Annotated in this window: 12 protein-coding genes and 1 tRNA gene; 12 read left to right on the top strand and 1 reads right to left on the bottom strand. The window is 71.1% G+C overall.

Going from position 1 to position 16,233, the window contains the following annotated elements; genetic code table 11:
* Positions 1-111: 111 nt before the first annotated feature.
* The 5 genes from QSK20_RS26520 to QSK20_RS26500 all read left to right on the top strand — a co-directional run bounded on the left by QSK20_RS26520 (position 112) and on the right by QSK20_RS26500 (position 6,403).
* On the top strand, positions 112-1,176 hold the full coding sequence (locus QSK20_RS26520) for an ABC transporter substrate-binding protein (protein WP_285791333.1): 1,065 nt from the start codon (positions 112-114) through the stop codon (positions 1,174-1,176).
* Positions 1,173-2,951: an ABC transporter permease subunit gene (locus QSK20_RS26515; protein ID WP_285791332.1), complete on the top strand. Its 1,779-nt coding sequence runs from the start codon at positions 1,173-1,175 to the stop codon at positions 2,949-2,951. Before QSK20_RS26520 ends, QSK20_RS26515 begins: the two co-directional genes overlap by 4 nt.
* On the top strand, positions 2,951-4,042 hold the full coding sequence (locus QSK20_RS26510; protein ID WP_285791331.1) for an ABC transporter ATP-binding protein: 1,092 nt from the start codon (positions 2,951-2,953) through the stop codon (positions 4,040-4,042). The genes QSK20_RS26515 and QSK20_RS26510 overlap by 1 nt, the downstream gene beginning before the upstream one ends.
* A gap of 11 nt (positions 4,043-4,053) precedes the next feature.
* On the top strand, positions 4,054-4,815 hold the full coding sequence (locus QSK20_RS26505) for an IclR family transcriptional regulator (protein WP_285791330.1): 762 nt from the start codon (positions 4,054-4,056) through the stop codon (positions 4,813-4,815).
* Between the two features lie 115 nt (positions 4,816-4,930).
* Positions 4,931-6,403, top strand: coding sequence for an NAD-dependent succinate-semialdehyde dehydrogenase (locus QSK20_RS26500; protein ID WP_285791329.1), 1,473 nt, complete (start codon positions 4,931-4,933; stop codon positions 6,401-6,403).
* Between the two features lie 70 nt (positions 6,404-6,473).
* Here QSK20_RS26500 and QSK20_RS26495 read toward each other — a convergent pair whose 3' ends face one another.
* Positions 6,474-7,190 carry a TetR/AcrR family transcriptional regulator gene (locus tag QSK20_RS26495; protein ID WP_285791328.1) on the bottom strand — a complete coding sequence of 239 codons (717 nt, stop codon included), beginning with the start codon at positions 7,188-7,190 and terminating at the stop codon, positions 6,474-6,476.
* A gap of 116 nt (positions 7,191-7,306) precedes the next feature.
* Here QSK20_RS26495 and QSK20_RS26490 point away from each other — a divergent pair, with 116 nt between their 5' ends.
* From QSK20_RS26490 to QSK20_RS26460, 7 genes are all read left to right on the top strand, one after another.
* On the top strand, positions 7,307-8,290 hold the full coding sequence (locus QSK20_RS26490; protein WP_285791327.1) for an NAD(P)-dependent alcohol dehydrogenase: 984 nt from the start codon (positions 7,307-7,309) through the stop codon (positions 8,288-8,290).
* Between the two features lie 91 nt (positions 8,291-8,381).
* On the top strand, positions 8,382-8,810 hold the full coding sequence (locus QSK20_RS26485) for a Fur family transcriptional regulator (protein WP_285791326.1): 429 nt from the start codon (positions 8,382-8,384) through the stop codon (positions 8,808-8,810).
* A 23-nt stretch (positions 8,811-8,833) separates the two neighbouring features.
* Positions 8,834-11,107, top strand: a complete 2,274-nt coding sequence (gene katG / locus QSK20_RS26480; protein WP_285791325.1) for a catalase/peroxidase HPI — start codon at positions 8,834-8,836, stop codon at positions 11,105-11,107.
* Between the two features lie 262 nt (positions 11,108-11,369).
* Positions 11,370-12,953, top strand: coding sequence for a hypothetical protein (locus QSK20_RS26475; protein WP_285791324.1), 1,584 nt, complete (start codon positions 11,370-11,372; stop codon positions 12,951-12,953).
* 190 nt (positions 12,954-13,143) lie between these two features.
* Entirely contained in the window at positions 13,144-13,620 is a 477-nt protein-coding gene (locus QSK20_RS26470) for a hypothetical protein (protein WP_285791323.1), read from the top strand.
* A 99-nt stretch (positions 13,621-13,719) separates the two neighbouring features.
* A tRNA-OTHER gene (locus tag QSK20_RS26465) sits at positions 13,720-13,779 on the top strand.
* A gap of 836 nt (positions 13,780-14,615) precedes the next feature.
* Positions 14,616-16,151 carry a TROVE domain-containing protein gene (locus QSK20_RS26460; protein WP_285791322.1) on the top strand — a complete coding sequence of 512 codons (1,536 nt, stop codon included), beginning with the start codon at positions 14,616-14,618 and terminating at the stop codon, positions 16,149-16,151.
* Positions 16,152-16,233 lie beyond the last annotated feature (82 nt).

The following is a 16,233-nucleotide window of genomic DNA, read 5'->3' as shown; positions in this document are numbered from 1 at the left end:
CCGCCCCGGCTATCAGCATCTGCAATGGAAGTCACACTTCCATTGTGCGGAAGCTTACTCCGAGGTGGTTCAGTCACTCAACCCGGCCGCGATGACCAAGAAGGAACCGTTATGCGAACATATCTCGACGTGACCAGGGGCCGACGTCTCGTCGGTGCCGTGCTGGCGACGGTCGTCGCGGCTGTGGGGCTCACCGCCTGCTCGGAGGCCGGCGGCGAGAAGGGGTCGATCACGTACGCCGGCTTCGGCGGCACCTACGAGGAGGCCGTCAAGGCGGCGCTCTTCGACCCGTACTCCAAGGAGACCGACGTCAAGGTCCTCTACGACAGCAGCGGCTCCGACGTCGCCAAGCTGGTGCAGATGTCCCGGTCCGGCTCGATGAACCTCGACCTGATCGACGCCGAGGACTCCTCGCTCGCCCAGTTCATGGCCGCCGACATCCTGCAGCCGATCGACACCAAGAGCCTCCAGGGCTTCGCCGACCCGAGCGCGGTCACCGAGTACTCGGTGCCGTGGTACACGTTCTCGCGGAACCTGTTCTGGAACAAGGACGAGGTCTCCGGGGGCCTCGACTCCTGGGCCGACCTGTTCGACACGAAGCAGATCCCCGGCAAGCGCGGCCTGGTGGCGCTGCCCTGGGGGATCCTCGAGGGCGCCCTGATCGCCGACGGCGTCCCGGTCGACCAGCTCTACCCGCTCGACCTCGACCGCGCCTTCGCCAAGCTCGAGACCATCCGCAAGGACACCGTCTTCTTCCCGTCCAACGGTGACCTGCAGAACGCCATCTCGCAGGGCGAGATCGCGCTGGGCTACGGGAACCTCGCCCGGATCAAGAGCATCGCCGAGAGCGGCGCGGTGCCGCTGGACTACACCTGGAAGGGCGCCGTCCTCTCCGTCCAGCAGCTCGTCGTGCCCAAGGGAGCGCCGGACCAGCCGAACGCCTTCGAGGCGATCAAGTACTCGCTGAAGCCCGAGGTCCAGACGGCGATGATGGAGAAGCTCGGCTACACGCCGTCGCTGAAGTCGGTGCTCGACGGCCTCGACGCCCAGACCCGTGCCGACCTTCCCGGCACCCAGGAGACCGCCAGCGACGAGACCTTCCGCATCGACGTCGACTGGTGGGCCAAGAACGGCGCGGACGTGCTCAAGCGCTGGCAGGACTGGCAGAACGCGTGACCGCCACCCGCACGTCACCGGACCTGGCGGAGCCGGCCTCCCGTACCACGGGGGGCCGGCGCCGCCGCCCACGCGGCTGGGACCTGAGCGGCGTTCCCGCAGCCGTGGTGGTGGCCGTGGTCTTCGTGCTTCCGGTCGCGATCCTCTGCCTGCGCAGCGTGACCGAACCGACCTTCGGCCTGGAGAACTTCACCCGGCTCCTCGGGCACGCCGGCTACCGCGACAGCATCGTGCGGACGATCCTGATCTCCGCGGTCGCGACGTTCCTGGCGCTGCTGTTCGGCTACCCGATCGCCTACCAGATGGTGCACGGCGGCAGATGGCTGCGCACCTTCCTGACCGTGGCGATCATGGCGCCGTACCTGACCTCGATCCTGCTGCGGTCGTTCTCCTGGCTGGTGATCCTCGGCCGTCAGGGCCCGGTCAACAAGCTCGTCGAGCAGTTCGGGCTGGAGCCGATCAGCATGGTCTTCACGCCGATCGCGGTCGTCGTCAGCCTCTCCCACTACCTGCTGCCCCTGATGATCCTGCCCCTGGCCGCCACCATGCGTTCGCTCGGCGACTCGCGGACCCGTGCCGCGACCAGTCTGGGCGCCGGTCCGGCCCAGGCGTTCGTCCGGGTCTACCTGCCGTTGACCAAGCCCGGCATCCAGGCGGGAGCGGTCCTGTGCTTCGTCTACGGCATCGGCGCGTTCGTGATCCCCGCGCTGCTCGGCGGTTCCGAGGGCAGCATGCTCGGCTCGCTGATCCACAGCGCGATCAAGCAGAGCGGCGACTACGGCCTCGCCTCGGCCGCCGCCCTCGTGCTCGGCGTCCTGGTCCTGGCCATCGTCGCGGTCTTCCAGCGGCTGACCGGGATGTCGACGACCGAGCTGGCCGGGCGGTCCGGCACCGCGGCCATCCGCTCCGCCAAGACCAGGCGTGGTGGCGGGCGCGTGCTCAAGCTCGCCGGACGCGCGGCCGGTGGACTCGACCGCCTCGGCGTCACCCGCAGCCACCGACTGCCGAAGATCCTGGCCGCCGTCCTCGGGGCTCTCGTGCTGGCGCCGCAGTTCATCGTCATCCCGATCTCGTTCGCCTCCACCAAGGCGCTGGTCTTCCCGCCGGTCGGGTACTCGACCCAGTGGTACACGGAGTTCTTCACCGCGAGCTGGCTCGATCCGCTCGCGGTCAGCGTCCGGATCGCGTTCTTCGTGACCGTCATCGCCGGAGTGCTCGGGACGCTCGCCGCGATGGGCGTCGTCCGGGGCACGGTCCGCCGGTGGGGCACGGCGACCTCGACGTTGATGATGCTGCCGCTGCTGTTCCCGACGGTGGTCGCCGCCGCCGGCTTCTACGTGGAGTTCGAGCGGATCGGGCTCGTCGACACCGAGCTGGGGATCGTCCTGGCCCACGTGACGCTGGCTCTGCCGTTCGTGTTCAGCGTGGTCAGCGCGGGCCTCCGTTCGCTCAACCCGGTCTACGAGCGGGCCGCGTCCAGCCTGGGCGCGAGCCGGACGGTCCAACTGCGTCGGATCGTGCTGCCGCTGATCGCCCCGTCCATCGCGACCGCCGCCCTCTTCGCGTTCCTGACCTCGTTCGACGAGTCGACGGTGGCGATCTTCCTCTCCGGCGTCCACGTCAAGACGCTCCCCAAGCGGATCTTCGAAGCGCTCTCCCTGGAGACCAACCCGACCGTGGCGGTGATCTCCGTCTTCGTCATGGCCTGCGCCGCCGTCATCTGGCTCGGCTATGCGCTGTTCCGCCGCCTCACCCGGACCCCGAGGAGCAACTGATGACCGTCCGCCACGGCGCGATCCACTTCGACAACGTCCGCAAGGAGTACGGCGACCACGTCGCCGTCGACGACCTCACCCTCACGATCGAGCCGGGTGAGTTCTTCACCGTTCTCGGCCCGTCCGGGTCGGGGAAGACCACGACCCTGATGATGCTGGCCGGATTCACCGAGCCGACCTCGGGGGCCATCCGGGTCGACGGCACCGACATCGCGCACGTGCCGAGCGACAAGCGCAACATCGGTGTCGTCTTCCAGGACTACGCGCTCTTCCCGCACATGTCGGTCCGCGACAACCTCGCGTTCCCGCTGGAGATGCGGAAGGAGCCGCGCGAGGTCATCGCCGAGCGGGTGCAGCGGGCGCTCGACCTCGTCGACATGTCCGCTGCGGCGGACCGGCTGCCCGACCAGCTCTCCGGCGGTCAGAAGCAGCGGATCGCGGTGGCGCGGGCGGTCGTGTTCGACCCGGCGTTCCTGCTCATGGACGAGCCGCTGGGCGCCCTCGACCGCAAGTTGCGCCAGCGTCTCCAGGTCGAGCTCCGGCAACTCCAGCAGGAGTTGCAGGTGACGATGGTCTACGTCACCCACGACCAGGAGGAGGCGATGTCGATGTCCGATCGTGTCGCCCTGATGAACCACGGCCGGATCGAGCAGATGGGGACGCCACGGGAGCTCTACGAGCACCCCCGGTCCGCCTTCGTCGCGGACTTCCTCGGCACCAACAACATGCTCACCGTCCGTCCCGAGGCACCGGGGCGGCTGAGCGTCGAGAACGGCGGACTGCTGTCCCTCGACGACGACCGGACCCTGCCCGCCGACGCGTCGGTCGCTGCCGTGCGTCCGGAACGGATCGCCCTGACGGACGTCGCGGCTGCCCCACCGCACGGATACAGCCACTGCACCGGAAAGGTCACGCACCGCCTGTACCTCGGCTCGCACACGATGTACACCGTCCACTCTGAGACACTCGGCCCGGTACGGGTACAGATGCAGCACGACGACGGCGAGCATCCCTACCGGACCGGCGAGACGGTGGGCATGATCTGGCGGACACGTGACGTGAACGTCTTCGGCCCGACGGCCGAACGATGAAGGAGGCCCTGGTGACCGAGGTGGACTGCGAGCCGACGGAGCAGCGTGGTGTCAGGTCGGTGATCCGGGCGCTCAACCTGCTCTCCGCGGCCGCTCGCGGGAGCCGGACCCTCACCGAACTCGCCGGCGAGGCCGGTGTCAGCCTGAGCACCGCGTCGCGGCTCCTGGCCACCCTGCGGATGGCCGACTTCCTCCAGCAGGACGAGCACGGCCAGTTCGTCCCCGGGCCCGAGCTGACCGCGCTCCTGTACGCCAGCGACCAGTGGTCGGGAATCCGCAAGCTCGCCGGAGAGGCCGCGGTCAGCCTCCGGGACGAACTCGACGAGACCGTGGCGTTCTTCGTCCGCGCCGGGAACGACCGGGTCTGCATCGAGTCGGCGGAGTCCGCCCGGCTCGTACGGAGGGTCTGTCACCCCGGGGAGCGCGGGCCGGTGTACCTGGGCGCCGCGGGCAAGGCCCTGATCGCGTTCAGCCACGCCGAGCACGGGTACCTCGGTCTGCCGCCGGGCACCGACGAGTTCACGACGGAGTCCGGGGCCGTGCGCACCCTGGCCGACCTGCGGGCCGAATGCGCCGCCATCCGGGAAGAGGGCATGGGCTACAGCGGTCGCGAGTCGACCGAGGAGTCGTGGGCGGTCGCGGCGCCGGTCTTCCGGGGCGACGTCCTGCTCGGCGTCCTGGCCGTGGTCGTGCCGATGACCCGCTCCGACGAGCAGTACGTCACGAAGGTCCAGGCGGCGCTGCGGCGGGCGGCGGCGGCAGCCAGCCGCTGAGGCCCCGGGCGGCACCGTCACCTGCGCCCGGAGCCGCCGGTCGTCGTCCTGCCCCCGATCGGGTCGCCGGACCCGGTGCGACTGTCCCCACCCGACGATCCCGAGGAGTTCGGCCATGCCCGGACGTGTTCTGCCCGGACCCGATCAGCGCGGCCTCTTCATCGGTGGTCGCTGGCGAGCGGCGGAGCAGGGAGCCACCTTCACGGTGCGCGACCCGGCCGACGGGTCCGTCCTCGCCTCGGTCGCGGACGGCTCGGTCCGGGACGCGGTCGACGCCCTCGACGCCGCTGTCGCCGCGCAGCGGGACTGGGCGGCGAGCGCGCCGCGTGACCGGGGGGAGATCCTGCACCGGGCGTTCGACCTGGTCCGGGGCCGGACGGACGAGCTGGCCGAGCTGATGAGCCTGGAGATGGGCAAGACGATCGCCGAGGCCCGGGGCGAGGTCGCCTACGGCAACGAGTTCCTCCGGTGGTTCTCCGAGGAGGCGGTCCGTATCCACGGCCGGTGGATGCACGCTCCCGACGGGGCCAGCCGCCTGCTCACCGTCCGCAAACCGGTCGGCCCCTGCCTCCTCGTCACGCCGTGGAACTTCCCGATGGCGATGGGGACGCGCAAGATCGGTCCGGCGGTCGCCGCCGGCTGCACGATGGTGGTCAAGCCGGCCGAGCTCACGCCCCTCACGATGCTCGCGTTGGCGGACATCCTCCACGAGGCCGGGCTGCCACCGGGTGTCCTGAACGTGGTGCCGACCTCCCGTGCCGCCGCGATGAGCGAGGCGCTGATGGCGGACCCGCGACTGCGCAAGGTGTCCTTCACCGGATCCACCCCGGTCGGACGGCAGCTCGTGCGTCAGTCGGCCGACCAGTTGCCGCGGTTGAGCATGGAGCTCGGCGGCAACGCCCCGTTCCTCGTCTTCGCCGACGCCGACGTCGACGCCGCCGTCGAGGGCGCGATGCTCGCCAAGATGCGCAACATGGGCGAGGCGTGCACCGCCGCGAACCGTTTCCTGGTCCATGCGGACGTCGCCGAGGAGTTCGCCGCGAGACTGGCCGAGCGGATGGGCCGGTTGGTCGTCGGTCGCGGCCAGGACCCGGGTGTGGACGTCGGTCCGCTGATCGACGAGCGCGCCGTCCACTCCGTGCACCGGCTCGTCACCGGCGCGGTCCGCGACGGTGCCCGCCTCGTGGTCGGTGGCTCCGCTGTGGAGGGGTCGGGCTACTTCTACCGTCCCACCGTGCTGGTCGACGTCCATCCGGACTCGGAGATCAATGGCCAGGAGATCTTCGGGCCCGTCGCTCCGGTCAGCGTCTTCACCACGGAGGAGGAGGCGGTGCGCCGTGCCAACACGACCGAGTACGGCCTGGCCGCCTACGTCTTCACCCGGGACCTCGCCCGGACGGTGCGGTTGGCGGAGTCGCTGGAGTACGGCATGGTCGGTGTCAACACCGGGCTGATCTCGAACCCGGCCGCGCCGTTCGGTGGCATGAAGGCGTCGGGATTCGGCCGGGAGGGCGGCTTCGAGGGGATCGAGGAGTACCTGGAGACCACGTACGTGGCGCTCCCCGCCACCGTGCCGCACGCCACGTGACGGCCACCGGCGTCCAGGCAGGCTGAACCCACCTCGGGCGGCGGCGTGGCCGGGCCTCGTCCCGACCCGCTCACCGGGGGCGGTGCGACGATGTCCACCCCTGCTGTCGCAGCCGTTCGATGCCGTCCAGCAGCAGGTCCAACGCGAACTCGAACTCGAACTGGTCGTCGCAGCCCTGTCCCACGACCGACGCGTCGTCGTGGGACGCCGCCGTGGCGATCTCCGCGAGGTGCGGGAACCGGGCCGCGGCCTCCGGTGGTAGGCCTGTCGGCGGGTCCGCGCTGGTCGTGCCGGACCGGCCGGCGCGCCGGGCGGGGTCGAACAGTTCCTGGCTGAAGCCCAGGATCCGGCTGCCCATCGCGTGCATCACGTGGTGGGCGAGGTTGGCGGAGAACCCGCCGGCCCGGAATGTCCCGACCATCGAGTCGAGGTAGGCGAGGAGGGCCGGCGTCGCCATGTTCCGCGACTCGATCGCGAGTGGCGCCCAGGGGTGGCGGAGCAGCATCTGCCGGGCCGAGAGGATGCGTTCGCGGATCGTCCGCTTCCAGTCGGCGCCGGGCACCGGCGGGTCGATCTCGCCGACGACCACGTCGATCATGCCGTCGAGCAGCTCGTCCTTGTTGGCCACGTGCTTGTAGAGGGCCATCGGCACGACGCCCAGGTCCTGGGCGAGGTTGCGCATGCTGAGCGACTCGATGCCGGCCTCGTCGGCGAGCGCGACGGCCGCGCGCAGGACCCGGTCCCTGCTCAGCGGCGTCCGGCGCAGCGTCTCGGCCTGCTCAGCCATCTCGGTCCCGTCTTCCGGCAGCGGTGGAAAAAACCATAACCGCCTTGACCAGTGTACGGCGTACACCTACCGTGAATCCCGCGGCGGTGTACGCCGTACACCTGAAGGAGGAAGCGATGAAGGCGATCGTCCAGGACCGGTACGGCCCCCCGGAAACGCTCACGCTCGCGGACGTCGACCCGCCGGTGCCGGCCGACGACGAGGTGCTCGTGCGGGTCGAGGCCGCCGCGCTCAACGCGTACGACTGGCACGCCATGCGGGGCGATCCGCGGATGGCGCGGTTGGCCATGGGGCGGTCGCGGCCCCGCGCCCGCATCCGGGGCCGCGACTTCGCCGGCCGGGTCGAGGCCGTCGGCGCCCGGGTGCGACAGGTGCGACCGGGGGACGCCGTCTTCGGCGACCTCGGCGACGCCAACGGCGCGTTCGCGGAGTACGTGTGCGTGCCCGAGACCCTGGTCGCGCCGCAGCCGGCGAACCTGACGCCGCAGCAGGCGGCCGCCCTGCCGCTCGCCGGTGTGACCGCGCTCATGGGGCTGCGTGACGTCGGGCGGGTGGAGCCCGGCCACCGCGTCCTCGTCAACGGCGCCTCCGGCGGCGTCGGCACCCTCGCCGTCCAGCTGGCCAAGGCGCTGGGCGCGACCGTGACCGGGGTGTGCAGCACCCGCAACGTCGACCTGGTCCGCTCCCTCGGCGCCGACCGCGTCGTGGACTACACCCGCGACGACTTCACCCGCGACGACCGCCGCCACGACGTCGTGTTCGACCTGGTCGGCAACCGCTCGCTCACCGCGCTCCGGCGGGCGCTCACCCCAACCGGCACGCTGGTGCTCTCCGGCGGCGGCGTGTACCGGGGCGGCAGTCTCGTCGGACCGGTCTGGCTCCTCACGCGCGGACAGCTGCTGGCGCCCTTCGTCCGGCACCGCATCGTCACGCTGGCGACGGTGCCCGGCCGGCAGCACCTCGACGCGCTCCGCGTCCACGCCGAAGCCGGCCGCCTCACCCCGGTCATCGACCGGACCTATCCGCTTCACGAGGTGCCCGAGGCCATCCGGTACCTCGAAGGTGAACACGCGCGGGCGAAGGTGGTCATCACCGTCTGACCCGCCGACCGCACCGCCACCGGGGCGAGAAGTCGGCAAAAGATGGCCCGGGAAAACTTGATTCATTCCAGAACAGTGCTAGGTTCGTCGTATGACGGCCGACTTCGAGACCCAGCTGCGGGCGGTCTCGTTGCGCGTGACCAAACCCCGGTTGGCGGTGCTCGCCGCGCTGCGTGACCATCCGCACGTCGACACCGACACGGTGATCGCGCTGGTCCGGGCGGATCAGCCCACGGTCTCCCACCAGGCGGTGTACGACGTACTACGGGCGCTCACCGACGCCGGGCTGGTGCGGCGCATCCAGCCGGCCGGCGCGACCGCCCGGTACGAGTCCCGGGTGGGGGACAACCACCACCACGTCGTCTGCCGCTCCTGCGGCGCGATCGCCGACGTCGACTGCGCCGTCGGCCATGCTCCCTGTCTCACCGCCTCCGACGACCATGGCTTCGGGGTCGACGAGGTGGAGGTCGTCTACTGGGGCACCTGCCCCGACTGCGCGACCGAACGTATCTCCCAGTGAAACCGCCAGTCGGAAGGAAGTAGATGAGCGACCAGAACAACGTCCCATCCAGCGCGCAGGGCGTGGACCGGAAGGAGGCGGCTGGCTGCCCGGTCGCGCACGACTCGGTGACCGCGCACGGCAGCGAGAGCGAGAACCCGGCGATCGACTCGCCGACCCCGAAGACCGGCGGTCGTCCGCGCACCAACCGGGACTGGTGGCCCAACCAGCTCGACCTTTCGGTGCTGCACGCCCACTCGTCCAAGGGCAACCCGCTGGGGGAGGACTTCAGCTACGCCAAGGAGTTCGCCAAGCTCGACGTCGAGGCCCTCAAGCGGGACATCGTCGAGGTCCTCACCACCTCGCAGGACTGGTGGCCGGCCGACTTCGGTCACTACGGCGGCCTGATGATCCGGATGAGCTGGCACGCCGCGGGCACCTACCGCATCGAGGACGGCCGTGGCGGCGCCGGTGACGGCGGCCAGCGGTTCGCCCCGCTCAACAGCTGGCCGGACAACGCCAACCTGGACAAGGCCCGCCGGCTGCTCTGGCCGGTCAAGCAGAAGTACGGCCAGAAGATCTCCTGGGCCGACCTGCTCGTGCTCGCCGGCAACGTGGCCCTGGAGTCGATGGGCTTCAAGACCTTCGGCTTCGGCTTCGGCCGGGAGGACGTCTGGGAGCCCGAGGAGATCTTCTGGGGTCCGGAGGACACCTGGCTCGGCGACGAGCGCTACGCCTCCGAGAAGGAGATGGTGGCCGGCGTCGGGGCGACCGAGATGGGCCTCATCTACGTGAACCCGGAGGGCCCGCGCGGCAACGCGGACCCGCTCGCGGCGGCGCACTTCATCCGGGAGACCTTCGCCCGGATGGCGATGAACGACGAGGAGACCGTCGCCCTCATCGCCGGCGGCCACACCTTCGGCAAGACCCACGGCGCCGGCGTCGCCGACGACCACGTGGGTCCCGAGCCCGAGGCCGCCCCGCTGGAGGCGCAGGGCCTGGGCTGGCTGAGCACCCACGGCAGCGGCAGGGGCGGGGACACGATCACCAGCGGTCTCGAGGTGACGTGGACCGACAAGCCGACGCAGTGGAGCAACCGCTTCTTCGAGATCCTCTTCGGCTACGAGTGGGAGCTGACCACGAGCCCCGGCGGGGCGAAGCAGTGGGTCGCGAAGGACGCCGAGGCGATCATCCCGGACGCCCACGACCCGTCGAAGAAGCACAAGCCGACGATGCTCACCACCGATCTGTCGCTGCGCGTCGACCCGGCGTACGAGAAGATCTCGCGCCGTTTCCTGGAGAACCCCGACGAGTTCGCGCTGGCCTTCGCCAAGGCCTGGTACAAGCTGCTGCACCGCGACATGGGGCCGGTCAGCCGCTTCCTCGGACCGTGGGTCCCCGAGGCGCAGCTGTGGCAGGACCCGGTGCCGGCCGTCGACCACGAGGTCGTGGGTGACGCCGACGTCGCCGCCCTCAAGGCGAAGGTCCTGGAGTCCGGCCTCACCACCGCCCAGCTGGTCTCCACCGCCTGGGCCTCGGCCGCCAGCTACCGGTCCACCGACAAGCGCGGCGGCGCCAACGGCGCGCGGATCCGCCTCGAACCGCAGCGCAGCTGGGAGGTCAACCAGCCTGAGCAGCTCGCGACGGTCCTGGCGACCCTCGAGGGCATCCAGCGGGAGTTCAACGACGCCGGTGGCGCGACGATCTCCCTCGCCGACCTGATCGTGCTGGCCGGCTCGGCCGCCGTCGAGAAGGCGGCCCGCGACGCCGGCGTCGAGGTGACCGTGCCGTTCCGGCCCGGCCGCACCGACGCCAGCCAGGAGGAGACCGACGTCGAGTCCTTCCGGGTCATGGAGCCGCGCGCTGACGGCTTCCGCAACTACCTGCGGCCGGGCGAGAAGACCCAGCCGGAGGTGCTGCTCGTCGACCGCGCCTACATGCTCAACCTGACCGCGCCGGAGATGACCGTCCTCGTCGGCGGTCTGCGGGCCCTCGGGAACAACGTCGGCGGCACGTCGCACGGCGTCCTCACCGACCGGCCCGGTGTGCTCACCAACGACTTCTTCGCCAACCTGCTCTCCCCGGGCACCCGGTGGAAGGCGTCGGCGTCCGAGGAGCACGTGTACGAGATCCGGGAGCTGGCCACCGACGAGGTGAAGTGGACCGCAACCGCGGTCGACCTCATCTTCGGCTCCAACTCCCAGCTGCGGGCCCTCGCCGAGGTCTACGCCAGCGAGGACGCGCGGGAGAAGTTCGTGACCGACTTCGTCGCCGCCTGGACCAAGGTGATGGAACTCGACCGGTTCGACCTCGCCTGATCCTGCCTGAACCGACGGGCCCCGACCGATCCACCAGCGATCGGCCGGGGCCCGTCCGTCTTGGGCTCGGTCGTCCGGGCCGGGTCCTTCCCGCCGTCCGTTCACCGGTCCTGGCCGTCGACCCGCTGGCCGAACGGTCGCCGGCAGGTCAGACTGGACCGGCTGGAACGGTGCTGCCTCCCCACTCGTGAACGGTCGTACCACGTCAGCCGCCGCACGGAAGTGGTACCCGGCATCGCCCACACCCGCTTCGAGGAGTGAGGTGGACGTGGCAGACCTGATCTTCGGACCACGGTGGTCGAACCGTAACGCGTTGGGATGGTTGTTGCGGGTCAACCGCCTGCCGCACTACGGATCGGCGGCGGCCTTCTGCCGGCAGTTCGGCGGCGGCTGCTGGTCGGGCCCGGTGAGCCCGTCGATGATCTCCCGGTGGGAGACCGGTCGGATCGCCGTGCCGTACCTGGCGGTACGGCGGTACGAGGAACTGCTCGGCATCCCGCCGGGAGGTCTCACGTCGCTGGTAAACGCGCTCGGCCGCTACGCCATGGTGGACGCCTCCGTGCCCTCGGTCCTGCGTGCGCCGGCGCCCGGGGTCGACACCCGACGGGCCACCCTGGACACGCTGGTCGAGAAGGCGTGTTCCCGGGACCGCATGTCGGGGGACGAGTGGGACCGACTGACGACGGCGATCAGCCTCACCCCGGACCTTCTGCTGGTTCCCTCCTCCTGCTGGCGTACGGTGACCGACCGGTTGCTGATGGAGATGCTCGTCGCCACCGACATCGGGTGGACCCAACGTTTCGAGGGTTTCCACCGGCTGCTCGGGCACCCGGTCGGCGCACGCCACGCCATCGCCTCCTGCGCCGACCTGGCTCGTGATCCCACCAACCAGGCGCCCTTCGAGACGGTCAGCATGTTGGACGCGAGTCGCCATCCTGAGGCGAACGCGCACCTTCTGCGCGAGATCACGGAGCCGACGAGTGGCGCGACCCGCTACGCGGCCCTGACCGCCTGCGTACGGAAGATCCGCCACGGCCATTTCGGGCCCGAGGAGCGGAGGCGGCTCGCCGCCCAGTGCCGCCGCCTCGCCACCGGAGCCTCGGGACCCGGCGACGCCGCCGTGCTGGCCGCGCACCTGCTCGCCGAGATGGGCACCGGACGGGCGTCCCCGGCCGCGCTGGCCACGTCCGGCCGGGGCGCGGTCCGTCCAGCGGCCGGAACGGCCCCGGCCGCCGCGGCGCGGGCGGTGCTGTGCCGACGTCTGATCGGGGCGGTCGTCAACCGGATGCCCGACGGGCAGGGCGCCGGCGAGGACGGAATGCTCCGAGCCGCCGTGGAGGAACTCCTCTTCAGCCCGGTCGCCGACCGCCGGTTCCAGGCGATGTGGATGCTCCGGTCGACCCCGTACGGTGCGCACCTCTGCGCGGCGCTCCGTACGGAACTGAGGAGCCCCGCCGTTCGGGCCGAAGCCGGGCTGGCGACCGCGATGGTCTCGGCGCTCGGGATGAATGCCGGGCCGGCGGAGCGGGCGCTGCTCAGCGAAGTCGCCGTCGCGGCGGGCGCGGCCGACTCCGTCGTCGTCGCGGCGGTCGGCGTCCTCGGCGACAGCGTCGGACGGAGCAGCGGGGAACTCGCCCCGGTGCTGGCGTTCCACGTTTCCCGATGGCTCGACAGCGGTGCCCCGGTCCATCGGGCGGCCCTCGACCGGGCGGTGTTCGCGCTCGGCATGGCGACGGAGGAGCCGGCGCTGCGGCGGGTACGCGACGATCCTCGTCTGCCGGCTTCCAGCCGCGACGCCGCGCGCTGGTGGCTGAACCTTCCGGACTTCGTCCGGTCGAACGGCTGAAGGCGGTCTCCCGCGAGCGGTCCACCGGCTGACCGGGGTCCTCCGGGGCCGGGACGGAACCCCTCGTGCACGATCCGTCCGGGTGTGCAACGCGGACTCCGGCCACCCTGTCCGGGCCCTAGCGTCGACGGCAGGTCGAGTAGCCCGACGCGGCGACCCGCCCCGCGGGCGGAACCGAATGGAGACCCCGATGCGAATCAGACACCTGGCGGTCACCGCCGCCACCACGGTCATGGGCCTCGCGCTGGTCCTGGCCCCTGCCACCCCGGCCGCCGCCTACAGCGGCTACGGATACGACAACCGGGATCCGTACGACACCGGATGCGCCTCGTCCCAGGTGCTGCTCGAAACGGTGGACATCGTGACTCAGTTCGGCGTCAGCGTCGGCACCGGTTACCTCTGGTACAGCCGCAACTGCGGCACGAACTGGATCTCCGTGCGGACGAAGTACGCCTCGCCGAGCGGATGGGCCGGCGGTATCACCACCAACACCTACCGGGACACCCCGTCCGGACAGGCCCTGTTCACCTGGACACGGCCGTGGGTCGCCGGTGCCGTGAGCTGGAGCGACATGCTCTACGCCCCGGTCGAGTGCGTCCGTGCGGTCGGCTCGGTCGACTCCGACCACGGGGTGGGGGTGGGCTGGATCCACCAGCCCGGCTGCTGAGCGGGCACGGCCGGCCCGCGTGCGCGGACCAGGCCCGCCCAATCTGGCTTGCTGCCACGGGTGTGGTCCCCTACCGTCCTCTTCGGCACCTCCCGGTGCGCAGGCAACGGTTACTTCCGCTCTCAACGGGGAGCCGCGGGTTCGAATCCCGCTGCCGCTTCGGCGGTATCGACCAGAGGCCCAGGTCACCTTGGCCCGCAAGGGCCAGTCGCCGTCGCCGCCGTGGTCTCGGGAGGTGCCGGCACGCCGCACACCCGGTGCGAGGGTCACGGCTACTTCTCTGGTAAGGGGCCCTTGTGGCCCTGCGGTTCAAGTCCGCTGACGCCGTGTCCAACCTCGACCTCGGGTGTGCGGCGTCATCGGTTCCGGGACCGGAATCGTGTTGTCGCCCCGACGGCGGCGCACGTAGGCTGTCGCCGCACTTCCCGGTGCGAAGGTGACGGATCCTTCTCTTACCAAGCCCGTCGCCGTCCTCGGACTCGGGAAGGGCCACGCCGTACACCCGGTGCGCAGACGACGGATACTTCGTAATCCATGGGGCGGGGGTTCGAATCCCTCCCGGTCCGACGGGCCGGTAGCTCAGGGGCAGAGCAATGGGCATGCCGTCGTCGCCCTCGATCTCGGGTGTGCGGCGTGTGTCGTCTCCGCCCATGATCACAGGACGGCAAACTCCGTTGCCCGGCCGTCGTCGCCACGGCTAGCGTCGGGCACGCACTTCCCGGTGCGACGGTGACGACACCTCCGGACGGGACCCACGATCCGGTGGGTGGCCCGTCCGTCACCGGACCCTGATCTCGGGAGGCGCGACCACGCCGTACACCCGGTGCGCAGGCAACGGTTACTTCCGGATCCGCAGGTTGGGGGTTCGAGTCCCCCGGAGCCCTCGGGCCGATAGCTCAATCGGACAGAGCAGCGGACACAGTCCGTCGCCGACCTTCGATCTCGGGTGTGCGGTGTGGTGGCGCCTCCCTGTCTTCGACCGACCTGGGGGCGTGATGGCCAAGTTCAACCTCAAGCTGCGCCGGAACCAGCGCGAGACCGACGCCGTGACGGCCGAGGGCGCGCCGGGATTCAGCCGTGAGCCGCGCGCCGAGCTCTTCCTGCTGGCCGTGTCCAACATGGTCGGCGAGCACACGTTCTACGAGGGCGCCGCCGACCGGGACGCCCGCTTCCGTGACCTGGTCGCCACCGTGGCGGTCGCCGACCCCGAGTGGTTCGGCCGGTTCGTGCCGTGGCTGCGTACCGGCGCGATGCTGCGGACGGCCTCGGTGGTGGCCGCCCTGGAGGGGGCCCGCGCGCAGGTCGCCGCCGGCATTCCCGGGTCGCGGGCGATCGTGGACGCGGCGTTGCAGCGAGCCGACGAGCCGGGTGAGGCGCTGGCGTACTGGCTGGGCCGGCACGGCCGGGCGCTGCCGAAGCCGGTCAAGCGGGGCGTCGCCGACGCCGTGGTGCGGCTGTACCACGAGCGCAGCCTGCTCAAGTACGACTCCGACGGCGGTGCGGTGCGGTTCGGTGACGTCATCGACCTGACCCACCCGAGGGCGCGGGACGAACGACAGGGCGACCTGTTCCGGCACGCGCTGGACCGGCGTCACCGGCGCGACAACCCGCTGCCGGCGTCGCTGGCGGTGCTGGCGGCCCGGGCCGAGCTGATGGCGCTGCCGGTCGAGCGGCGTCGGGAGGTCACCGACCCGACGGTGCTGGGCGCGGCCGGCATGACCTGGGAGGCCCTCGCCGGCTGGCGGCAGACCGCCATGGACGCCACGGCCTGGGAGGCGGTCATCCCGACCATGGGGTACCTGGCGCTGCTGCGTAACCTGCGCAACTTCGACCAGGCCGGGGTCGGCGACGCCGTCGCCGGGAGCGTCGCGGCGAAGCTGTCCGACCCGGGCGCGGTGGCGCGGTCGCGTGCGCTGCCGATGCGGTTCCTGTCGGCGTACAACGCGGCACCGAGCCTGCGGTGGGCGTACCCGCTGGAGAAGGCGTTGCAGCACGCGCTGGCGAACGTGCCCGCCCTCGACGGGCGGACCCTGATCCTCATCGACACGTCCGGATCGATGAACAGCGGGTTCAGCAAGGACGGCACGCTGCGCTGCTGGGACGCGGCCACCGTGTTCGGTCTCGCGCTGGCCGCCCGTGCGCAGGACGCGACCGTGGTGTCGTTCTCCAACGACACCCGGGTGTTCCCGGCGGTGGCGGGGGAGTCGGTGCTGTCGGCGGTGCGCCGGTTCAAGGACGGCGGCTACTTCTACGGCGGCGGGACCCAGACCGAGAAGGCGGTCCGGGCGCACTACGACCGGCACGACCGGGTGGTGATCCTCACCGACGAGCAGGCGCACTGGCACGGCTCGACGGACGTGGCGGCGGCGGTGCCCGCGCAGGTCCCGGTGTACACCTGGAACCTGGCCGGATACCGGGTCGGGCACACGCCGACGGTCGGCAACCGGCACACGTTCGGCGGCCTGTCCGACGCGGCGTTCGCGATGATCCCGCTCATCGAGGCCGGGTCCCGCGACCGGTGGCCGTTCTGACGCCCCGGGTGGTAGCAGGGGCCCCCTGCTACCGCCTGGTGATGAGCAGGGGACCCCTGCTACCACCTGAGCATCCGGGCCG

The sequence above is a fragment of the Micromonospora sp. NBRC 101691 genome, assembly GCF_030269285.1.
GTDB classification, from domain to species: domain Bacteria; phylum Actinomycetota; class Actinomycetes; order Mycobacteriales; family Micromonosporaceae; genus Micromonospora; species Micromonospora echinospora.
This window is presented reverse-complemented; position numbering and strand designations above follow the sequence as displayed.